This is a genomic window from Hominisplanchenecus murintestinalis (genome assembly GCF_943193015.1).
In the GTDB taxonomy this organism is placed as follows: domain Bacteria; phylum Bacillota; class Clostridia; order Lachnospirales; family Lachnospiraceae; genus Hominisplanchenecus_A; species Hominisplanchenecus_A murintestinalis.
The window spans coordinates 62,513-82,624 of record NZ_CALPCM010000009.1; the positions used below are offsets into that span (position 1 = coordinate 62,513).

Here is a 20,112-nt window from a genome sequence, read left to right on the forward strand (position 1 = left end):
TGCAAAAATTCCATCGTTAAAGACGATTTTCATGGATTTTTGCATCGGAACTGTGAAGGTACTGAACAGTTATAAAAGAGAAAAGAAATGAGGATACGATATGATACATTTTGTAGGTGCAGGCAGCGGGGCGGCAGACTTAATCACCGTCCGGGGAAAAAAATATTTGGAGAAAGCGGATGTCATTATTTATGCAGGCTCGTTGGTCAATCCTGTGCTTTTGGATGAGACAAAAGGCGGCTGCCGGATTTATAACAGCGCCAAAATGACGCTGGAGGAAGTGCTGGAGGTGATGTTCCAGGCAGAGAAGGAAGGGAAAATGACAGTGCGTCTCCACACAGGAGACCCCTGTCTCTATGGAGCCATCCGGGAGCAGATGGATGTATTGGATGAGAGAGGAATCGCGTATGATTACTGTCCGGGCGTCAGTTCTTTTAGCGGCGCTGCATCAGCCCTGAACTTGGAGTATACGCTTCCGGGTGTGTCGCAGAGCGTGGTGATTACACGTATGGCGGGACGGACGCCTGTGCCGGAGAAGGAAAGCATTGAGTCTTTTGCTGCGCACCATGCCACGATGGTGGTGTTCTTGAGCGCCGGAATGCTGGACGAGCTTTCCGGGAGGCTGATTGCCGGGGGATATGCGCCGGATACCCCGGCGGCGATTGTGTATAAGGCCACCTGGGAGGATGAAAAGTCTTTTGTCTGCACCGTGGAAACATTGGCGCAGACTGCAAAGGAAAATAATATCACGAAAACGGCGCTGATGATTATTGGGGATGTGGTCGCCCATCATTCTTATGAGCGTTCGAAGCTGTACGACCCTGGATTTACTACAGAATTCCGCAAGGGAAGCGATATAGTAGAATGAAAATTTCAATCATTAGTTTTAGTCGGACAGGCTGCTGCTTAGGAGAAAGAATCTGCGGGGACTTACAAGAGCGTTTCTATGAGGTGAAGTCTTACCGGAAGAGTAAATATGTAAAAGAAATGCCGGAGGAATCTGAATGCCGGGAGAAAGTACAAAATCCGGCGGAGGAATCCGTATGCCGGACGGAAGTACAGAATTCTTCAGAAGAACCGACATGCCAGAAGAGTGTGAAGGATTTGGGAAACGTGGAAACGTGTTCGGAGCCTGTTACGGAATCGGTAAGGGAATGGACGGGAAAGAGATTTGCCGACAGCGACGCCATCGTTTTTGTAGGGGCCTGCGGGATTGCAGTGAGGAGTATCGCCCCGTTCGTAAAAAGCAAGAAAACAGACCCGGCGGTTGTGGTTGTGGATGAGAAAGGGAATTATGCGATTTCTCTTCTGTCCGGGCATCTCGGAGGGGCGAATGAGCTGGCATGGGAGATTGCGGAACTGGTCGGTGCCGAGCCGGTTGTGACGACGGCAACCGATTTAAACCGGAAATTTGCCGTAGATGTTTTTGCTAAGAAAAACGGATGCCGGATTTCTGATATGAAGCTGGCAAAGGAGGTTTCTGCCGCGCTGCTTGCAGGGGAAGAAGTCGGTTTCGGCACAGATTTTTTCTGCGAGGGGGAACTGCCGCGCGGACTATGTCTCTGTAAAGCGCAGGAAGAAAGGCCGGAGCTTGGGATTTTCGTTACGCTTAATGACAGGGAACGCCTTTTTACAAATACGCTTTATCTGGTTCCGGAAATTATCACGGTGGGCGTGGGCTGTAAAAAGGGAACGCCAAAAGAAACAGTGGAAAATGTAATCCGCAGGGCATGTGAGGAGATTTCTGTTTCTCCTGCAGCAGTGGCGCAGGTAGCAAGCATTGATTTGAAAAAAGAAGAAAAAGGAGTCCTGGAATACTGCAGGGAGAGAAACCTGCCGTTTTTGACCTATACGGCGGAAGAGTTAAGGCAGGCGGAAGGTACGTTTACGGCTTCCGGATTTGTGGAGAAAGTGACCGGGGTGGATAATGTATGTGAAAGAGCAGCGGTTTTGGGAAGCAGCACAGACGGAAAAGCAGGAAGATTAATCGGCAGAAAATATGCGCGGGACGGCGTTACTGCTGCGCTTGCCGTGAAAGACTGGAGGGTGGAATTTGAATAAATTGTATGTGGTAGGCATCGGGCCGGGAGCCTACGAAAAGATGACGATAGAAGCGGCGGAAGCATTGAAGAAGAGCGATGTAATTATCGGCTATACGGTGTATGTGGATTTGGTAAGGGAACATTTTCCCGAAAAAGAGTTCATGACGACGCCGATGAAAAAGGAGGTCGACCGCTGTATCCTGGCGTTTGAGGAAGCGAAAAAGGGAAAAAACGTTTCGATGATTTGCAGCGGGGATGCGGGCGTTTACGGAATGTCGGGGCTGATGTATGAGACGGGCGTAAACTATCCGGAGGTAGAGCTTCAGGTGATACCCGGCGTTACTGCGGCGACAGGCGGGGCGGCAGTGCTGGGCGCGCCGCTGATTCATGATTTTTGCCTGATCAGCTTAAGCGATCTGCTGACTCCGTGGGAGAAAATCGAGGCAAGGCTTCTGGAGGCTTCCAAAGCAGACTTTGTGATCTGCCTGTACAACCCTTCCAGCAAAAAGCGCCATGACTATCTGGAAAAGGCATGTAAGCTGATGATGGAATATAAAGCGCCGGAGACTGTCTGCGGGATTGTCTGGAACATCGGAAGAGACGGGGAAGAGAGCAGGGTTCTGACGTTAAAGGAGCTGAGGGATACGAAGGTGGATATGTTCACCACGGTATTTATCGGTAATTCCCAGACAGTGGAAATCGGAGGGAAGATGGTTACTCCGAGGGGATATAGGATTTGAAACAAAATTTGCGTGTAGCAGGCCGCCTTATCTGATCTGCTGCCCAAAAAGGGGGAAGCATGTGTAAAGTAATTGTTTTTGCAGGGACAACAGAGGGAAGGCTGCTCGCAGAGTTCCTCAGTAAGCGGAAGGTTCCCGCATATATATGCGTGGCTACGGAATACGGGGAGGAGTTATTGCCGGAGGGTGGATGCCTGGAAATTTCTCATGAGCGGCTGGATGAGGAACGCATGGAGCTTTTGATGAGAGAAAAAAATCTTCCGCTGGTGATTGACGCTACGCATCCCTACGCCGTCGAGGTCACGGAGAACATAAGAAAAGCATGTGAGAGGACAGGGGCTTCTTATGTGAGGGTGCTGAGGGAAAATCAGGGAGATCTGGAGGACGGGAAGTGCATCTTTGCTGACAGCGTGGAGGCGGCGGCTGCCATTCTGGAACAGACGGAGGGCAATGTTCTTGTAACCACGGGAAGCAAGGAGGCGGCGAAGTATACGGCTTTACCGGATTATCAGAACAGGGTCTTTTTAAGAGTGCTCTCGCTTCCGCAGGTGGCGGAAGAATGTACGCGGCTTGGATTTAAGGGGCGGAATTTAATCTGTATGCAGGGGCCTTTTTCGAAAGAACTAAATGCGGCGATGCTGCGTCAGCTGGATTGTAGATATCTGGTTACCAAGAGGTCGGGAAATACCGGGGGCTTTCAGGAAAAGCTGGACGCGGCAAGGGAGTGCGGCTGTATTCCGGTAATTATCGGAAGACCTTTGAAGGAAACAGGGATTTCCGTGAATGCATGTAAAAGGTTGCTGTGTGAAAAGTTTTCAATTCCGTCCACTGCTGAAGTCTCTCTTGTGGGAATCGGCATGGGAGGCAGGGAAAGCCGCACGGAAGAGGCGTCCAGGGTTCTGCGGGAAGCAGATGTAATCATAGGGGCGAAGCGGATGGTGGAAGCCTGTGCGGAGGCTGGGCAGGACACATATCAGGAGTATGACAGCGCGAAAATTAGAGATTACATAGCGTGCCATCCGGAATATGAGAAAATCGCGGTGGTTCTGTCGGGAGACGTCGGCTTTTACAGCGGGGCAAGGAAACTGCTCGCGGTACTTGGAAAACAGGTACACATCATATGTGGGATTTCGTCGGTGGCGTACTTTATGAGCCGTATCGGGAAGCCGTGGGACGACGCGGTCATCACCAGTGCGCATGGCAGGAGAAGCAATCTGGCGTCCCTTGTAAAACATCATCGTAAAGTATTTTCTATTCTTGGAACCACGGGCGGGATTGCGTCTGCGGCAGAGAAACTCTTGGAATACGGGCTTGGAAACGTGACCATGTATACCGGGGAGCGGCTTTCCTATCGGGAAGAAAAAATCCTTCACGGGAAGCCGCAGGACTTTGTGGGATATCAGGCGGATACGCTCAGCGTGGTGTGTATTGAGAATGAGGATTATGAAGAGCTTCCGGCGACGCATGGAATCCGGGACGGGGAATTTATCAGGGATAAGGTGCCTATGACGAAGGAGGAAATACGGACGGTTTCTCTTTCCAAACTGGGGCTGAAAAAGGATTCCGTATGCTACGATATCGGCGCGGGCACGGGTTCTGTCGCGGTGGAAATGGCGGTGCGGATGCCGGAGGGAAAAGTCTATGCCATCGAAAAGAAACCTTTGGCAGTGGAGCTTTTGAAGAAAAATAAGATAAAATTTGCAGCGGATAACCTGGAAATCGTGGAGGGAGAAGCGCCTTTTGCGATGGAGGGCCTGCAGCCGCCGACCCATGTGTTTATCGGCGGCTCTTCGGGGAAGATGAAGGAAATCATGGAGCTGCTTCTTGAGAAAAACCCGGAAGTAAGGATAGTGATAAACTGTATTGCCCTTGAGACCGTTTCAGAGACGCTGCACTGTCTGAAAGCATTGCCTGTGGAAGATACGGAAATCGTTCAGGCGGCGGTCAGCAGGGCGAAAACGGCGGGAAATTATCACATGATGACAGGGGAAAACCCGATTACGATTATTTCGTGCACAGGAAAAAGGCGGCAGGAATAGGAAAGAAGGAATAGTTATGAAAATACCCCGTTTTCTTTTGGCGGCAGGCGCGAGCGGCAGCGGAAAGACGCTGCTTACCTGTGGGATTCTCCAGGCGTTTGTAAACCGCGGACTGACCCCGGCGTCCTTTAAATGCGGGCCGGATTACATTGACCCGATGTTCCATACAAAAGTTATCGGCACAAAGTCCCGGAATCTGGACACCTTTTTTGCGGATGAAAAGACAATAAGGCATCTGTTGGCGAAAAACAGTAAGGGCTGCAGTCTGGCGGTGATGGAAGGAGTCATGGGCTATTATGACGGAGTGGGAGGGACAACCACAAAGGCAAGTGCTTACGACCTGGCGCGGGTTACGGATACCCCCGCTGTCCTGATCGTAAACTGCAAGGGTATGAGTGTTTCCATACTGCCTTACATAGAAGGTTTTATCCGGTTTCGGAAGGACAGCGGGATAAAGGGCGTGATTTTAAATCAGATGTCCCCTATGCTTTATCCACGGGTGAAAAAGATGGCAGAAGAGGAACTGGGAATCCGGGTGTACGGTTATGTGCCGAAGGTGGAGGAGTGTGTGATTGAGAGCAGACATCTGGGGCTGGTAATGCCTGAGGAGGTGGAGGGATTTCGGGAAAAGCTCTGCCGTCTGGCACAGATTCTGGAAGGGACATTGGATCTGGACGGGCTTTTGGAACTGGCGGAGAGCGCGGGAGAATATGAGGAAACAGACTGTGCTGAAGCGGGGAAAAGCATGTTAAAGGGACAGGAAAAAGTGCGCATCGGGTTTGCAAGGGATGAAGCGTTCTGTTTTGCGTATGAGGATAATCTGGAACTCTTAAAAGAGCTGGGGGCTGAGTTAATACCGTTTTCGCCGCTCAGGGACGGCAGGCTGCCTGAAAATCTGGACGGGCTTTTGCTGTACGGAGGCTATCCGGAACTTTTCGGCAGGCGGCTCGAAAAAAACGCCGCGCTCCGGGAAGAAATCAGGGAGAAGCTGGGGCAGGGAATGCCTGTGATGGCAGAGTGCGGAGGCTTTATGTACCTGCATGATACGTTTGAAGATGGAGAGGGAAATCCCTGTAACGGTGTGGGCGCTATTCATGGAAGGGCATATAAAACGCCAAAGCTTTCCCGTTTTGGATATATTTCTGCGAGCAAAAAGGAAGGGACAGTATTTGGGGAGGAGATTGGCGCCTGTCCTGCCCATGAGTTTCATTATTTTGACTCGACAAACTGCGGGACGGATTTCTATGCACAGAAGCCGGAGAGCAGCCGGGGATGGGAATGTATGCATAGCACCGATACGATGCTGGCGGGCTTTCCCCACTTTTATTACTATGGGAATACGAAGCTCGCAGAAGCATTTTTAAATGCGTGCCGTAAGTTTTAAAAGCGGAAGTAAGGAGGAGAGACACATGAATTTGCAGGAAACGTTAGAGAAAATCGTACCTCTTGACGAGGCGGCGATGGAGTACAGCAGAAAGCGCTGGGATGGCATTGCGCATCCGCTCCACAGCCTGGGAAAGCTGGAGGATATGGTGGTGCAGGCAGCGGGGATGACAGGAAATCCGAACGTCCGCCTGGAGAAAAGGGTGCTGGTTCCTATGTGCGCGGATAACGGCGTGGTGGAGGAAGGAGTCACACAGAGCGGGCAGGAGATAACAGCTCTGGTAACAGAAAATTTTCTTTCGGGAAAGGCGGCCTCCAGCATTATGTGCAGAAGCGTGGGGTGCGATATGTTTCCTGTGGATGTGGGTGTTGCCGCAGAGGTTGGCATCCTGAACCGCAAAATCGCCTATGGGACGAAAAATATGGCAAAAGAGCCCGCCATGAGCCGGGAACAGGCGATACGCGCCATTGAGACGGGAATCGAAGTAGCGGAGATGATGAAGGAAAAGGGATACCAGATGATTGCTACCGGGGAGATGGGAATCGGAAACACTACGACCAGCAGTGCGGTGGCGTCTGTGCTTCTGGAGCTTCCGGTTGAGCAGATGACCGGGAGGGGAGCCGGGCTTTCCACCGAGGGGCTGATGCGGAAAATCAACGTGATAAAAAAAGCGGTAGCGCTTCATAAGCCGGACAAAAACGATGCGGTGGACGTGCTGGCAAAGGTAGGCGGTTTTGACCTTGCCGCCCTTGCGGGACTCTATCTGGGAGGAGCCGCGCTCCATATTCCAGTCGTGATTGACGGAGTGATTTCCGCTACGGCGGCGATGGCGGCGGCGGCAATGTGCCCGCTGGCAAAGGACTATATGCTGGCGTCCCATGTGTCAAAGGAACCGGCGGGCGCGCTGCTTCTGGAACGGCTTGGAAAGGAAGCGCCTCTGCACTGCGATATGTGTCTGGGCGAGGGAACGGGCGCGCTGAATCTTTTCCCGCTTCTGGACACAGGGCTGGCAGTTTATCACAGCATGGATGACTTTGGAGACTGGGGAATGGAGGCTTATCAGCCGTTGGATTAGGAGAAGCCGATGATAACATTGATTATAGGGGGAAGCGGAAGCGGAAAGTCTGCCTATGCGGAACAGGTTGTTATGGATTTTGGGGACAGGGACAGAATTTATATCGCGACGATGTTTCCCTTTGATGAAGAGAGCCGCAGAAGGATTGACAGGCACCGGAGGATGCGGGCAGAGAAAAACTTTACGACGATTGAGTGCTATACGGGACTGAAAACTGTGGAAATACCGGAGGGCGCCTGTGTGCTTTTGGAGTGCATGTCAAACCTTACTGCAAATGAAATGTTCCGGGAGGACGGAGCAAAGGAGGATACGGTTTCCGAGATTCTGGAAGGCATCAGGAAGGTAGATGCTCAGGCGGAACAGCTTGTGATTGTCACAAATGAAATCTTTTCCGACGGCATAGATTACGATGCGGAGACAACCCGATACCAGGCATATTTAGGAGAGATGAACCGGGAAATCGCAAAGCTCGCCGCCAGAGTGACAGAGGTGGTATACGGGATTCCCCTGGTGCGGAAAGGATAGAATGATGGGAAGATTATGGAACAGTTTTAAAATTGCCTTTTCCATGTATTCAAAAATACCGATGCCGAAAAGCGAGTGGACAAAGGAAAATATGAGGTATATCATGTGCTTCTTTCCGCTGATTGGCGCTATCATCGGGGGGCTTTCCTGGATGTGGGGCTATTGGGGGATACGGCTTGTGAACAGCCGTACCTTTTATGCCGTGGCGCTTCTTTTGATCCCTGTCATGGTGACGGGCGGGATTCATCTGGACGGGCTTCTTGACACCTCGGATGCTCTGCATTCGTATCAGTCAAGGGAGAGAAAGCTGGAAATCCTTAAGGATTCCCATGCAGGAGCATTTGCAATCCTCACGGCTGTAGTGTATTTTCTGGCGTATCTGGGCATATATCATGAGCTGACGCTTACCGGGCTTCCGGTGGTGTGTATAGGGTTTGTCTTGTCCAGGGCGCTGGCGGGATTTTCTATTGCCGCTTTTCCGATGGCAAAGAATACCGGGCTTGCAGCGGCATTTTCCGACGGGGCGCAGAAAACTTGTGTGAAAGCAGTTTCTATCTTTTATGCAGTTGTCTGTACCGCTCTGATGCTGTGGTACAACCCGGTCATCGGGGGCTGCGCCGTGCTGGGGGCTGCTTTGGAATATCTGTATTATTATAAGATGTCAAGGAAAGAGTTTGGGGGCATTACAGGGGATTTAGCGGGATTTCACACGCAGATATGCGAATTGGTGATTGCGTTTTCCAGCGTGGCAGGAGAAATGATTACAAGAATGTGACAAGGAGAAACAGGACTTATGAAGCTGGTGACAGGCGGCGCTTTTCAGGGAAAAAAGGAATATGCGAAGCTCCGGTTCGGGCTGAAAGATGCGGAGATGACGGATGGGGCGCTGGCATCCTTTGAAGAAATTTTCCAGTGCAGGTGTATGTATCATTTTCATGAATGGGTGAAAAAGGGACTGAAAGAAGAATGGGATCTTGCGGGGCTTGCGGACAGGCTTCAGGCTTCGAATCCCCGGATTCTGCTGATTTCGAATGAGCTGGGATGCGGCGTGGTTCCCGTAGATGCGTTCGACAGGAAGTACCGGGAAACAGCGGGGCGCATCTGCACCGAGATTGCGGCAAAAAGCAGCCAGGTAATACGGGTGGTGTGCGGAATCGGGACGGTACTCAAGGATGCTTAAGGTGATTCTGATACGCCACGGGAAAACATACGGGAATATGCTGGGCAGATATATAGGAAGCCGGACGGATGAACCTTTATGCCGGGAGGGAATCCGTCTGCTGCGGGAGAAAAAGTACCCTCCGGCGGAGTATGTGTATACCAGCCCGATGCGGCGGTGCCTGGAAACGGCAGGGGAGATTTATCCCGGTGTTCCGTGCGGGAGGAATCATTTGCTGGCGGAATGTGACTTCGGGGCGTTTGAAAATAAAAATTATAAGGAGCTGGCCGGAGACGCCCGCTATCAGGCGTGGATTGACAGCGGCGGGACTCTGCCGTTTCCTCAGGGAGAGAGTCAGGAAGCGTTCAGGAAACGCTGTGAAAAAGGTTTTGAACAGTGTGTGGAGGATGCGTGGGCAAAGGGGAGACGTCAGACGGCTATGGTTGTCCACGGCGGTACGGTTATGAGTATCCTGTGCAGGTTTGCCGTCCCATCCGGGGAGTATTTCAAGTGGCAGATAAAGAACGGAGAATATTATGAACTGACGCTGGAGCGTGGGCTTTGGGATAAAAAAAGGCAAATCCGTTCGGTAGAGAGAGGACAGTTTTAAATGGTGAAGTGGACAGCATTGGCTCTGATTTTGGGCTTTTTGATAGATTTATCCGCAGGAGATCCCCGGTGGCTGTATCATCCGGTACGGGTGATCGGAAACGGGATTTCCTTTTTGGAAAAAGGGCTGCGGAAGATATTTCCGGATACGCCGGGAGGAGAGAGGATAGCGGGATTGTTTCTGGTAATCCTCATCAGCGTGTTTGGGGGGGGGATTCCGCTTTTGCTTTTGTATGGGGCGTATCATGTGCACACAGGACTGGGACTGGCGCTGGAAACCTTCTGGTGCTATCAGATGATAGCGGCGAAATCTCTGAAAGAGGAGAGTATGCGGGTCTACAGGGAGCTGGAAGAGGGGAATCTGAAGGGAGCCAGATACGCCGTTTCGATGATTGTAGGAAGGGACACGGAAAACCTGACAGCGGAGGGCGTTACGAAGGCGGCCGTGGAGACGGTGGCGGAAAATACCTCGGACGGGGTGATTGCACCACTGTTTTATATGGCGCTCGGCGGAGCTCCTCTGATGTTTTTTTATAAAAGCGTGAATACGATGGATTCTATGGTGGGATATAAGAATGAAAAGTATCTGAACTTTGGGAGATATGCGGCAAAGCTTGACGATGCGGTGAACTATCTTCCCTCCAGGATTTCTGCATGGCTGATGATTGCCGTTTCTTATATGGGAGGGTTTGACGGAAAAAATGCCGGGAAAATCTTTTTCAGGGACAGGTATAACCATGCAAGCCCCAATTCCGCCCAGACCGAGGCAGTGATGGCGGGCGCCCTGCATGTACAGCTTGCGGGAGATGCCTGGTATTTTGGCAGGCTTTATGAAAAACCGACGATTGGAGATGCAGACCGCCCAATAGAGTATGAAGATATCAGAAGAGCGAACTGTCTTTTGTATCGAAGCGCCGTGCTGGGAGCTTTTCTTTTTGCAGCTCTGAGGATGGGAATCATGGCGGTTATTGCCATGTGTTAAAGGAGAAGGGACATGACAAAGCTACATATTCACGGAGGGGATATTTACCGCTATCCTCACGCCATAGACTTTTCATCAAACTGTAACCCGTATGGCACGCCGGAGAGGGTAAAACAGGCAGTGGCAGAAGCGGCAGGGTTTATCTGTCATTATCCTGATGTACAGTGCCGGAAATTGCGGGAAGCGCTGGCAGAGGAAGAGGGAGTTCCGGCTTCAGGGATTATCTGCGGAAACGGAGCGGCAGATTTGATTTTTGGGCTGGCTCTGGCAAGAAAGCCCCGGAGAGCGCTGTTGCTTGCGCCTGCTTTTGCAGAGTATGAGCAGGCTCTGCGCGCTGTCGGATGTGAAATTGCCTATTGCTATTTAAAAGAGGAACAGGGATTTGTCCCACAGGAAAGTCTGCCGGATAAGATTACAGGCGATGTGGATATGGTATTTTTCTGCAATCCTAATAATCCCACCGGGGTTCTGACTGAGGTGGAGTTTTTGAGAAAGCTTGCAGATAAATGCAGGGAATCAAATGCCCTTTTTGTAGTGGACGAATGCTTTGTGGACTTTGTAAGGGAACCGGAGCGGTATACGCTGAAGCCCTGGCTGGATGTGTATGACAATCTGTTTGTGCTAAAAGCGTTTACCAAAAAATATGCGATGCCAGGAATCCGTCTGGGGTACGGCTTGTGCAGCAACGGGGAGCTGCTCGCGCAGATGCGGGCAGTGATGCAGCCCTGGAATGTGTCGGTGGCGGCGCAGGCTGCAGGCATCGCAGCCTTAAAGGAGAAGGAATATGTGCGGGTTACTATGGAAAAAATTGCCGGGGAGCGGGAATATCTGCTGGAAAAGCTTAAAGAAACAGGTGTTTTTGTTTATGGTTCCAGCGCAAACTACATTTTTTTTAAGGCGAAAAAGGGGCTTTGGAAGGACTGCATGGACAGGGGGATTTCCATCCGGGACTGCGGCAACTATGAAGGTCTTGGAGAGGGATTTTACAGAATTGCCGTGCGCACACGGGAGGAAAATGAAAAACTTTTAAAGACGCTCCATGAAATCATGGAGTAGAAAGAAAGGAACATCGTTATGGCGAAAGCGATTATGATTCAGGGCACCATGTCCAATGCGGGAAAAAGCCTGATTGCGGCGGGTTTGTGCCGGATTTTTAAACAGGACGGATACCGGGCAGCGCCTTTTAAGTCCCAAAATATGGCTTTAAATTCGTTTATTACAGAAGAAGGGCTGGAGATGGGGAGAGCCCAGGTCATGCAGGCAGAGGCAGCAGGCATTAAGCCCTCGGTTCTGATGAATCCCATTTTATTAAAGCCAACGAATGATGTGGGAAGCCAGGTGATTGTAAATGGGGAAGTCCTCGGCACGATGAGCGCCAGGGATTACTTTCAGTACAAAAAGCAGCTCGTCCCCAAAGTGCTGGAGGCGTACGGTAAGCTGGAGAAAGAATACGATATTATCGTGATAGAAGGGGCGGGAAGCCCTGCGGAAATTAATCTGAAGGCGGAAGATATCGTAAATATGGGCATGGCGAAAATGGCAAAGGCTCCGGTGCTTCTGGTAGGGGACATCGACAGGGGCGGCGTGTTTGCACAGCTTGTAGGAACCCTGATGCTCCTGGAAGAAGATGAGAAAAAGCTGGTAAAAGGAATGATTATTAATAAATTCCGTGGGGATAAGACTATTCTGGAGCCGGGGGTGAAGCTGCTGGAGGAAAAGACAGGAATTCCCGTAGCGGGAGTAGCGCCTTATCTGAAAATCCAGGTGGAGGATGAGGACAGCCTGACGGAGCGTTTTTCGGGAAAACAGGACGTAGAACTGATTGATATTGCCGTCATCCGGGTTCCGAGGATTTCCAATTTTACGGATTTTAATGCGCTGGAAGTGATTCCGGGGGTTTCCGTGCGCTATGTAAAAAGCGTGTATGAGCTGAAAAACCCGGATATGGTGATTCTTCCGGGCACGAAAAATACGATGGAAGATTTGCAGTGGATGCGTCAGAACGGGCTGGAGGCCGCGGTGCTGAAAGCGGCTGCGGACGGAAAGATTGTGTTTGGAATCTGCGGCGGCTACCAGATGCTGGGAGAGACGCTGAAAGACCCGGAGCATGTGGAAGCCGGAGGGGAGATGAGAGGCATGGGGCTTCTCCCGATGGATACGGTGTTTCAGGGGGCAAAGACGAGGACGAGGGTTACCGGCGTCTTTGAGGCGGAAGAAGGCCCGCTGGAAACGCTGGCGGGGACAGCGCTGGAAGGCTACGAAATCCATATGGGAGAGAGCAGGCTGCACGAAGGGGCGCGGCCGTTTACCGAAATCACGGACGGGGTAAAAGGAGAGAAAAAGCAGGACGGGGCCTTCTGTAAAAATGTGTACGGTACTTATGTCCACGGTATTTTTGACCGGGAGCAGGTGGCGAAGAGGGTAGTAGAAGCCATCGGAAAGGAAAAGGGCATTGACGTTTCTGAAATGACAGGCGTGGACTTCGCGCAGTTTAAGGAAACCCAGTATGATTTGCTGGCGGACGGTTTAAGGAAGCATCTGGATATGAAGAAAATTTATGAAATTCTTGAGGAGGGGATTTAGATGAAAGCGCCGCTTGAAAATGTAAAACCAAAAGAGATAGAAACCAGGAGCTTTGAGATTATCACGGAAGAATTAGGAGAGAAAAAGCTGATTCCCGGAACGGAATTAATCGTAAAGAGATGTATCCATACAAGCGCAGATTTTGAGTATGCGGACAGCCTGTGCTTTTCAGAGGGCGCAGTGGAAAAGGCTGTGGATGCAATCAAAAACGGGGCTTGTATCGTGACGGACACCCAGATGGCAAAGGCGGGGATTAATAAGAAAGCGCTGGCGAAATACGGGGGCGAGGTGTACTGCTTTATGTCAGACAAGGATGTGGCGGCGAAAGCAAAGGAGCAGGGCAGTACCAGGGCAGTTGCCAGCATGGATAAGGCGGCCAAAATGGGAAAACCCCTGATTTTCGCCATAGGAAACGCGCCGACGGCTCTGATCAGGCTTTATGAACTGGTAGAAGAGAAGAAAATTTCCCCATATTTGATTATAGGAGTTCCCGTAGGCTTCGTAAATGTTGTGCAGTCGAAGGAGCTGATTATGGAGACTGACGCGCCTTACATTGTCGCCAGGGGAAGAAAGGGCGGGAGCAATATCGCGGCATGTATCTGTAACGCCCTGCTGTATATGATTGACAATGAGAGAGATTACTGGAAGTAACCTTTCGTAAAAAGGGGGCTGTCATTTGCTAACGCCACATAAGGAAGTAATTTGAAAATACATCAAAATACAACTTTATGGGCGTTGCAAAGGTGGAAAAACAGCGTAGAAGGCAGAAATGTTTTTTGCGCTGTCTTTCTTTGTGTTCAAAAACAAAATCGCACATGGGATGGAAATAAGACCGTAAATTGAAAGCCACAGAGCTGGGAAGAGAATAGCTCCGGGGTTTCCTGTTTGGCAGACAGAATACTCCTTATTTGCTTTTTCACCCATCCTGTGTATTCCGGTGATAATCTGCAATGATGTTTTCCATTGTGATGGCTTGCAAACTGTTACATAAATCATCCTGAATCTTTTGATAAGAGCAGTCCAATACTTTATGGATGTTTTTCCCAACAGGGCAGAAAGGGGAAGGCATCGCATGGATGCCAATCAGTTTTTTCATAAAATCCGGCTCTATTGCTTTACAGATCCGGTATAAGGTTATTTCCTGCAATGGGGCAGTCAGGGCGGCACCGCCAGTCCCGGATTTTATTGATATCACGCCGGCTTTTTTTAGGGAACTAAGGATGTTCCGTATTGTGACAGGATTGCTGCCTGTAGATAGTGACAATAGCTCACTGGTCACTTTTTTTACATTTCCATATTCATAAATGAAAACAAGGCAATGGACCGCAACAGAACATTTTGTGCTGATATGCATGGAACGTCCTCCTTTTTTTGATTTTTATAGTGTAGCATACAAAAGGCATCCTGTAAATGTTGACATTACACCTCCACATGATTATAATTGGTGTAGTTCTAAAAGTTACAGGAGGTATATCATGAAAGTCATTCAAATCATTTTTAGTCCAACCGGAGGAACCAGGAAGATTGCAGAAACTATTACGTCGCAGTGGGATATCCCTGTTAATGAAATTGATCTGACCAATGCACAGAACGATTTCTCTGTGGTTGATTTTACCGGGGATGACGTTGCGGTCATTTCTGTCCCGTCTTACGGTGGCCGGGTACCTGCCCTCGCAGCCGAGAGGATCAAAAGAATTTATGGAAACGGAACACGTTGCATCATTGTTTGCGTATATGGCAATCGTGCATATGAAGATACACTCGTAGAACTGAATGATATTGCCGAGCAGAGCGGATTCCATGTGGTTGCTGCTGTTGGGGCAGTTGCGGAGCATTCTATCATGCATCAGTATGCCACTGGCAGGCCCGACCAGCAGGATAGACGTGAACTGCAAAGTTTTGGAGAAAAAATCTTTGATAAGCTTAAGAAAGCTGGCTGTACATCTGCACTGCAAATACCAGGTAATCGGCCCTACAAAAAAACAGGAGGAGCTGGTCTGGTTCCCAAGGCAGACAAGCACTGTACAGGCTGTGGGATTTGTGCTAAAAATTGCCCGGCGCAGGCGATCAGCAGGGCGAATCTGAAAACGGCGGACAGTAAGAAGTGTATTTCTTGTATGCGATGCGTTACAGAATGTCCTGAATCAGCCCGTAAAGTAAATGCAGCCATGGTTTCAATTGCGGCATTGGCAATAAAAAAAGCCTGTTCAGAGAGAAAGAGCAACGAGCTTTATATTTAATAAATCATAGAACTTCGGGAAGATTTGCCGGAAAGGCTGCAGCGTGACTTTGCGGAACTGCGGAAATATTATGATACCGGCGGATAGTTCAATTTTGATATTTTCTTTGAGGGGGTTGAGGCAACCGTCAAGGGATATTATCTGGCGGAGAAAATCAGCCGGGCAGACTTGGAGTGTATCTTTTGGAAGTATGGGATTTTGTAAAAGGAATCTGAAGTGAAATAATAAGACTGGAGCAAATCTGTTTCTATCATACAGGTTTGCTCCAGTTTTGTACAGGTATGCATTATATATGTACCGTTTACGATTAAGGAGCTTACCCTAACTCTTGTAAATTCCCTTATAGAGCGTATTGAAGTCCGCAATAACGATAAGCGGTTATTGTTTAGTAGAGAAAATTCCGGTCATACAAAAGCGCGGCGATCAGCACGACAAGGCAGGAGCCGCAGTTGTGCACCAGCGCGCCTGTGGTCGGCGTCAGCAGTCCCAAAATTGAGAGCGTGATAGCAAGGAAATTAATGCAGAGGGACAGAAAAATGCTGAGCTTGATGGTTTTCACACAGGCGTCGGACAGCCGTTTCAGATATGGGATTTTCGAGATATCATCGCTCATCAGGGCAATATCTGCCGCTTCTACGGAAATATCGCTGCCCATTGCGCCCATAGCGACGCTGACGTCGGCGGTCTTTAGCGCGGGAGCGTCGTTTACGCCGTCGCCAATCATACAAATCTTTCGTCCAGCCGCCTGGAGAGCTGTGATTTCCGATACCTTCTGTTCAGGCAAAAGTTCTGCGCGGACATCTTCAATACCAGCCTGCTTTGCAAAATATTCTGCCGTCTGTTTATGGTCGCCGGTAAGCAGAACAGCGTGCGTGCCTGTTTTGCGCAGCTTCTTAATCGTATACGCTGCCGTATCACGCAGCGTATCAGAGAGCGTTACAGCGCCGAGCAGCCGTCTTTGATCTGCCGCTAGAATGACCGCTTTCCCTTCCGTTCTGAATTGTTCCAGTATCTGTTCTGCCATAGCGCAGATTTCGATTTGCTGTTCCTTAAGAAAAGCTGCGCTGCCGCAGAATATCTTTTCTCCCCGGATAACTGCCGATATCCCTCTCCCAGAAAGCATCCGGAAATCTGCCGCTTCGAGCAGCTCTGTATTTTGCTGTCTGGCATAAGCGGTAATGGCTTTGGCAAGAGGATGCTCGGAATAACGTTCGGCAGAAGCGGCGATGCGTAAAAGCTCTGTCTCGTCCAGCGTATCTGAAAGAGGAGAAATGTCCTTAACGGTAAGATTTCCATTCGTAAGCGTACCTGTTTTATCAAAGGCAACGGTATCAACTTTGCCCATTCTTTCCAGGGCTTCGCCGGATTTGATGATAACGCCGTGCTTTGTGGCCTGTCCGATAGCGGCCATGACCGCCGTAGGCGTGGCAAGCACCAGCGCGCAGGGGCAGAATACGACGAGTACCGTCACTGCGCGGACGATATCTTTTGTGACGGCAAAGGCGGCTATCGCTATCAACAGAGCTACAGGGACAAGCCAGCTCGCCGCCCGGTCGGCAATGCGCGCCATCGGCGCTTTTTTCTTTTCCGCTTCCGCTACCATACGGATAAGCTTTTGCAGCGAGCTGTCCTCACCGACTTTAGAAGCACAGATGTCTACCGTTCCAAAACGGTTGATCGTACCGCCAAAAACGCTGTCCCCCACAGTTTTATCGACGGGTAGGGATTCGCCCGTCATAACAGACTGGTCAACAGAGGTCGTCCCTGAGAGGATTTCACCGTCTACAGGAATGGTTTCGCCGGGAAGAACCCGCAGGAGATCGCCCGGCAGGATGGACTCTGCGGCAATCATTTCTTCCTTTCCGTCCGATAACCTGCGTCCCTGCCGCGGGGCGAGCTGGATAAGGCTGTTTAACCCTTTCTTTGCCCGCTGGGTGGTCTTTTCCTCTAAAACAGCGCCGATAGCCATAATAAAAGCGACCTCTCCGGCGGCAAATAAATCCCCGATGGCAATTGCCGCCGCCATAGCGATAGAAATCAGCAGGGCAGAGGAAATCTTGCTGATTCCAGGGTTGCAGAGGATCCGCCAGACAGAGAGGTATACAAGCGGTATGCCGCAGATTATGACCGTTCCCCAGGCGGGGTCAAGCGGAAGCGTTATCCCCGTAAGCGACAGTGCAAGGCTGATAACAAGAAAGATACCGCCTGCGGCCGTCATGGGCACTCCCGCGAGAAAATCATTGATTTTTTTCAACATAATAGAAAACCTCCCGGTTTACTCAGAATCCGCAGCTTTCAGGTGCTCCACCAGGAGACGGCGGATACCGGGATACTCGCCAAGCCCCTTTAATGCAGCTTCTACCTCAAAGCCTGCCGCCGCAAACTGGCTGTACCAGGAATCCGGGTCATCACCGGCCATATCGTTTTTGGCGTGGTCTCCGGCTACAATCATAAAAGGCGCCAGAATGACTTTAGACGGATTATAATCTTTTACCATTTTCATCAGCGTTTCCATGGAAGGATAAGCTTCTACAGTGCCGAGAAAGATATTTTTGTGGCCTTTGTCTTTGAATGTGTAGTCCAGGGCTGCATAGATGGAATTGGCATAATGGGTGGTTCCGTGCCCCATCAGCACAAGCGCTTCCTCCTGCTTTAAATCAGGAAATTCTTCTATGACAGCTTGAATGACCCGGAGACTGTCCTGTTCACTGGTAAGAAGAGGGGCTCCGAAAGAGATAGAGTGAAAATTCTCACGGAAGGAAAGGACGTCTTCCTTCATCAAATCATTTTCGATCCCATTGATGACATGGGTAGGCTGTACCACGACATCTGTGATACCGTCTGCAAGAATTTGTTCCATTGCTTCTTTTACAGTATGGACATGGATGTTGTCACGGCTTTTGAGCTTTTTAATAATCATTTTGCTGGTCCATGCCCGGTACAGTTTGTAGTCGGGAAAGGCGTTCTGCATATCCCGCTCAATGGCGTCAATGGTGACTTCTCTTGTGTCGTTGTGGCTGGTTCCGAAACTGACAGCCAGAATCGCTTTTTTTGTTTCTGTAGACAATGTTTTCTTTCCTCCGTAGTGTGGGTTTGTTTTAATATCTGCAATGTAGGACTCCAGGGTATGTAAATCCTTTGGAAGCGGCAGGGAAGCTTTGAGGATTCCCTTTTTGCAAAGGCTTTCAAAAAGCTCCAGAACTGCGGGGGGCTCCAGATTGGTCGCATGGAGCGCAGCACGATTTCCGAATACCTGGGCGGGGGTTCCGTGCATAAGGACTTTTCCCTCATGAAACAGCATGACTTCATCCGCCCACTGGTAGGCGTAGTTTACATCATGGGTGGCCATCAGAACCGTGATGCCTTCCTCGGTCATCTGGTCTACGATTTGATTTACCATAGTAGTATGTTTGGGGTCCAGGGCGGCGGCAGGTTCGTCCAGAATGATGATTTCCGGGTGCATGACCAGGATATCTGCAATGGATACCTGCTTTTTCTGCCCGCCGCTTAACGCATGGGTGGGTTTATGGCGGAACGGGGTGATTTCCAGGGTTTCAATCACATGTTCGACTTCCTGTCTGGCTTCGTCTTCCGAAACGCCAAGATTCAGGATTCCGAAAGAAATTTCCTGGTAGACGCTGGCGGAAAAAAGCTGCCGGTCAGGGTCCTGAAACACAATTCCCACTCTGCTTCTTAAATCAAGCAGACCTTTTTTGGTATAAGAAATCTCTTTTCCGTGAAAATAAAGCGTTCCGGACTGCGGTTTGTGGATACCTGTGCAGCAGAGGAAAAAAGTTGATTTTCCGCTGCCGTTTGCTCCCATAAAAGCAATCTTCTGCCCACGCCGGATTTCCAGGGAAAGCCCGTTTAAGGAATGGGAAGTTTCAGCGTCATAGGAAAAATACAGATTTTCAGCTTTTAAAATAATATCATCGTTGGTTTTCATAAGAAAAATCTCCTCCACAGAGCAAATAAAAACAATGCGGTGTCAAATAAGATAATAGCAGCAATTACTTTTTTCTTGGGGGGCCTGTCCTCGGATAAAACCCGAATAGAGCCGTCATAGCATCTGGCTTCCATAGCGTCATATAGCTGGTTAGAGCGGCTGACCGCCCGTATCATCAGGATAGAGCCAAGCATACCAAAGGATTTCAGGGCTGTTTTATAATCTCGGTTTCCGAGACGGCAGTCCTGGGAAGTGCGGATGGCCGAGGCAGTTTCCAGGAGTACAAAAATGAAACGGTAAATGAGAAGCATCAGTTCAATCAGCAGCTTCGGGCAGCGTAGCTTACGCAGCACCTCCAGAATGTCCGGTATTGGCGTTGTAAAAGAAAGAAAATACAGGCAGGAAACTGCTGACAGGGCGGTGAGAATCAACTGCAAGGCATACAAAAAAGAATGTACGCTGGAAGTGAGATACCAGCCGCCGATGGGAACCGCGAAGAAGTCCATAGGCGTACGCCGGATGTGCAGCAGAATCGCAAGGGTGCTCATTAGTAAAAATGCCAGGGGAACCGTTAAAAAATGGAGATAACGGGAAACAGGGATTCCCCCCTTGCAGACGGTAAGAATCCCTGTAACGGATAACACAATACATGCCACGGCAATGGAACGACTCATTACACAAATGAACAGTGTAATCATTGCAAAGGCAAACTTTTCACTGGCATTTTCATATCTAAGCCTGGAATTGTAACAAAGCTTGTCAATGATTATCATAGGAAACTCCTTTCA

Annotated in this window: 20 protein-coding genes and 1 pseudogene; 15 read left to right on the forward strand and 6 right to left on the reverse strand. The window is 50.0% G+C overall.

Annotation, left to right across the window (positions count from 1 at the left end; genetic code table 11):
• The first annotated feature begins 100 nt into the window (after nt 1-100).
• From cobM to NFR99_RS05510, 14 genes are read left to right on the forward strand one after another with little or no spacing between them, the layout of a single operon-like run.
• Nucleotides 101-868: a precorrin-4 C(11)-methyltransferase gene (cobM, locus tag NFR99_RS05445; protein WP_120483654.1), complete on the forward strand. Its 768-nt coding sequence runs from the start codon at nt 101-103 to the stop codon at nt 866-868.
• Complete coding sequence (locus NFR99_RS05450; protein WP_251353128.1) at nt 865-2,061, forward strand: cobalt-precorrin 5A hydrolase; 1,197 nt, start codon at nt 865-867, stop codon at nt 2,059-2,061. The genes cobM and NFR99_RS05450 overlap by 4 nt, the downstream gene beginning before the upstream one ends.
• On the forward strand, nt 2,054-2,782 hold the full coding sequence (gene cobJ, locus NFR99_RS05455; protein WP_120483651.1) for a precorrin-3B C(17)-methyltransferase: 729 nt from the start codon (nt 2,054-2,056) through the stop codon (nt 2,780-2,782). The genes NFR99_RS05450 and cobJ overlap by 8 nt, the downstream gene beginning before the upstream one ends.
• 59 nt (nt 2,783-2,841) lie before the next feature.
• Nucleotides 2,842-4,821, forward strand: a complete 1,980-nt coding sequence (cobK, locus tag NFR99_RS05460) for a precorrin-6A reductase (RefSeq protein WP_251353131.1) — start codon at nt 2,842-2,844, stop codon at nt 4,819-4,821.
• 16 nt (nt 4,822-4,837) lie between these two features.
• The gene (locus tag NFR99_RS05465) at nt 4,838-6,205 is read left to right on the forward strand and encodes a cobyrinate a,c-diamide synthase (RefSeq protein WP_135975766.1); all 1,368 of its coding nucleotides are present in this window, start codon (nt 4,838-4,840) and stop codon (nt 6,203-6,205) included.
• A gap of 25 nt (nt 6,206-6,230) precedes the next feature.
• Nucleotides 6,231-7,280 carry a nicotinate-nucleotide--dimethylbenzimidazole phosphoribosyltransferase gene (cobT, locus tag NFR99_RS05470; RefSeq protein WP_135975765.1) on the forward strand — a complete coding sequence of 350 codons (1,050 nt, stop codon included), beginning with the start codon at nt 6,231-6,233 and terminating at the stop codon, nt 7,278-7,280.
• Between the two features lie 9 nt (nt 7,281-7,289).
• Nucleotides 7,290-7,805 carry a bifunctional adenosylcobinamide kinase/adenosylcobinamide-phosphate guanylyltransferase gene (locus tag NFR99_RS05475; RefSeq protein ID WP_251353132.1) on the forward strand — a complete coding sequence of 172 codons (516 nt, stop codon included), beginning with the start codon at nt 7,290-7,292 and terminating at the stop codon, nt 7,803-7,805.
• Between the two features lie 4 nt (nt 7,806-7,809).
• Nucleotides 7,810-8,580, forward strand: coding sequence for an adenosylcobinamide-GDP ribazoletransferase (locus tag NFR99_RS05480; RefSeq protein ID WP_251353171.1), 771 nt, complete (start codon nt 7,810-7,812; stop codon nt 8,578-8,580).
• Between the two features lie 18 nt (nt 8,581-8,598).
• Complete coding sequence (locus NFR99_RS05485; protein ID WP_120483639.1) at nt 8,599-8,985, forward strand: bifunctional adenosylcobinamide kinase/adenosylcobinamide-phosphate guanylyltransferase; 387 nt, start codon at nt 8,599-8,601, stop codon at nt 8,983-8,985.
• Nucleotides 8,978-9,574, forward strand: a complete 597-nt coding sequence (locus tag NFR99_RS05490; protein ID WP_120483637.1) for a histidine phosphatase family protein — start codon at nt 8,978-8,980, stop codon at nt 9,572-9,574. Before NFR99_RS05485 ends, NFR99_RS05490 begins: the two co-directional genes overlap by 8 nt.
• Nucleotides 9,575-10,555: an adenosylcobinamide-phosphate synthase CbiB gene (gene cbiB / locus NFR99_RS05495; RefSeq protein ID WP_120483635.1), complete on the forward strand. Its 981-nt coding sequence runs from the start codon at nt 9,575-9,577 to the stop codon at nt 10,553-10,555.
• A 12-nt stretch (nt 10,556-10,567) separates the two neighbouring features.
• Nucleotides 10,568-11,611: a pyridoxal phosphate-dependent aminotransferase gene (locus tag NFR99_RS05500; RefSeq protein ID WP_251353134.1), complete on the forward strand. Its 1,044-nt coding sequence runs from the start codon at nt 10,568-10,570 to the stop codon at nt 11,609-11,611.
• Between the two features lie 18 nt (nt 11,612-11,629).
• The gene (locus NFR99_RS05505; RefSeq protein WP_251353136.1) at nt 11,630-13,138 is read left to right on the forward strand and encodes a cobyric acid synthase; all 1,509 of its coding nucleotides are present in this window, start codon (nt 11,630-11,632) and stop codon (nt 13,136-13,138) included.
• Complete coding sequence (locus NFR99_RS05510; RefSeq protein ID WP_251353138.1) at nt 13,139-13,789, forward strand: precorrin-8X methylmutase; 651 nt, start codon at nt 13,139-13,141, stop codon at nt 13,787-13,789. It abuts the gene before it with no gap.
• Nucleotides 13,790-13,864: 75 nt separating this feature from the next.
• Here NFR99_RS05510 and NFR99_RS05515 read toward each other — a convergent pair whose 3' ends face one another.
• Both NFR99_RS05515 and NFR99_RS05520 read right to left on the reverse strand, forming a co-directional pair.
• Nucleotides 13,865-14,062: a hypothetical protein gene (locus tag NFR99_RS05515; protein WP_251353140.1), complete on the reverse strand. Its 198-nt coding sequence runs from the start codon at nt 14,060-14,062 to the stop codon at nt 13,865-13,867.
• A complete protein-coding gene (locus NFR99_RS05520; RefSeq protein ID WP_251353142.1) occupies nt 14,055-14,492 on the reverse strand; it encodes an RrF2 family transcriptional regulator in 438 nt (145 codons plus the stop codon). Before NFR99_RS05520 ends, NFR99_RS05515 begins: the two co-directional genes overlap by 8 nt.
• A 121-nt stretch (nt 14,493-14,613) precedes the next feature.
• Between NFR99_RS05520 and NFR99_RS05525 the strand changes: the two genes are divergently transcribed.
• Nucleotides 14,614-15,378 carry a 4Fe-4S dicluster domain-containing protein gene (locus NFR99_RS05525; RefSeq protein ID WP_251353144.1) on the forward strand — a complete coding sequence of 255 codons (765 nt, stop codon included), beginning with the start codon at nt 14,614-14,616 and terminating at the stop codon, nt 15,376-15,378.
• Nucleotides 15,379-15,763: 385 nt separating this feature from the next.
• On the opposite strand, the gene NFR99_RS05530 is transcribed toward NFR99_RS05525, so the two are convergent.
• The 4 genes and pseudogenes from NFR99_RS05530 to cbiQ form a co-directional block, all read right to left on the reverse strand.
• Nucleotides 15,764-17,635, reverse strand: a complete 1,872-nt coding sequence (locus NFR99_RS05530) for a heavy metal translocating P-type ATPase (RefSeq protein ID WP_251353146.1) — start codon at nt 17,633-17,635, stop codon at nt 15,764-15,766.
• Between the two features lie 18 nt (nt 17,636-17,653).
• Complete coding sequence (locus tag NFR99_RS15460; protein WP_251353172.1) at nt 17,654-18,445, reverse strand: sirohydrochlorin cobaltochelatase; 792 nt, start codon at nt 18,443-18,445, stop codon at nt 17,654-17,656.
• A 270-nt stretch (nt 18,446-18,715) separates the two neighbouring features.
• Nucleotides 18,716-19,324, reverse strand: a pseudogene (locus tag NFR99_RS15465) (energy-coupling factor ABC transporter ATP-binding protein); the annotation flags it as partial.
• The gene (gene cbiQ / locus NFR99_RS05545) at nt 19,321-20,097 is read right to left on the reverse strand and encodes a cobalt ECF transporter T component CbiQ (protein WP_251353153.1); all 777 of its coding nucleotides are present in this window, start codon (nt 20,095-20,097) and stop codon (nt 19,321-19,323) included. The gene cbiQ and the pseudogene NFR99_RS15465, both read right to left, overlap by 4 nt.
• Nucleotides 20,098-20,112: the final 15 nt, after the last annotated feature.

Excerpts from the sequence above, each read along its gene's own strand:
- cobM (WP_120483654.1), top strand. The coding sequence starts at position 101 with ATGATACATTTTGTAGGTGCAGGCAGCGGGGCGGCAGACTTAATCACC.
- NFR99_RS05450 (WP_251353128.1), top strand. The coding sequence starts at position 865 with ATGAAAATTTCAATCATTAGTTTTAGTCGGACAGGCTGCTGCTTAGGA.
- cobK (WP_251353131.1), top strand. The coding sequence starts at position 2,842 with ATGTGTAAAGTAATTGTTTTTGCAGGGACAACAGAGGGAAGGCTGCTC.
- NFR99_RS05465 (WP_135975766.1), top strand. The coding sequence starts at position 4,838 with ATGAAAATACCCCGTTTTCTTTTGGCGGCAGGCGCGAGCGGCAGCGGA.
- cobT (WP_135975765.1), top strand. The coding sequence starts at position 6,231 with ATGAATTTGCAGGAAACGTTAGAGAAAATCGTACCTCTTGACGAGGCG.
- NFR99_RS05475 (WP_251353132.1), top strand. The coding sequence starts at position 7,290 with ATGATAACATTGATTATAGGGGGAAGCGGAAGCGGAAAGTCTGCCTAT.
- NFR99_RS05480 (WP_251353171.1), top strand. The coding sequence starts at position 7,810 with ATGGGAAGATTATGGAACAGTTTTAAAATTGCCTTTTCCATGTATTCA.
- NFR99_RS05485 (WP_120483639.1), top strand. The coding sequence starts at position 8,599 with ATGAAGCTGGTGACAGGCGGCGCTTTTCAGGGAAAAAAGGAATATGCG.
- NFR99_RS05490 (WP_120483637.1), top strand. The coding sequence starts at position 8,978 with ATGCTTAAGGTGATTCTGATACGCCACGGGAAAACATACGGGAATATG.
- cbiB (WP_120483635.1), top strand. The coding sequence starts at position 9,575 with ATGGTGAAGTGGACAGCATTGGCTCTGATTTTGGGCTTTTTGATAGAT.
- NFR99_RS05500 (WP_251353134.1), top strand. The coding sequence starts at position 10,568 with ATGACAAAGCTACATATTCACGGAGGGGATATTTACCGCTATCCTCAC.
- NFR99_RS05505 (WP_251353136.1), top strand. The coding sequence starts at position 11,630 with ATGGCGAAAGCGATTATGATTCAGGGCACCATGTCCAATGCGGGAAAA.
- NFR99_RS05510 (WP_251353138.1), top strand. The coding sequence starts at position 13,139 with ATGAAAGCGCCGCTTGAAAATGTAAAACCAAAAGAGATAGAAACCAGG.
- NFR99_RS05515 (WP_251353140.1), bottom strand. The coding sequence starts at position 14,062 with ATGGGTGAAAAAGCAAATAAGGAGTATTCTGTCTGCCAAACAGGAAAC.
- NFR99_RS05520 (WP_251353142.1), bottom strand. The coding sequence starts at position 14,492 with ATGCATATCAGCACAAAATGTTCTGTTGCGGTCCATTGCCTTGTTTTC.
- NFR99_RS05525 (WP_251353144.1), top strand. The coding sequence starts at position 14,614 with ATGAAAGTCATTCAAATCATTTTTAGTCCAACCGGAGGAACCAGGAAG.
- NFR99_RS05530 (WP_251353146.1), bottom strand. The coding sequence starts at position 17,635 with ATGTTGAAAAAAATCAATGATTTTCTCGCGGGAGTGCCCATGACGGCC.
- cbiQ (WP_251353153.1), bottom strand. The coding sequence starts at position 20,097 with ATGATAATCATTGACAAGCTTTGTTACAATTCCAGGCTTAGATATGAA.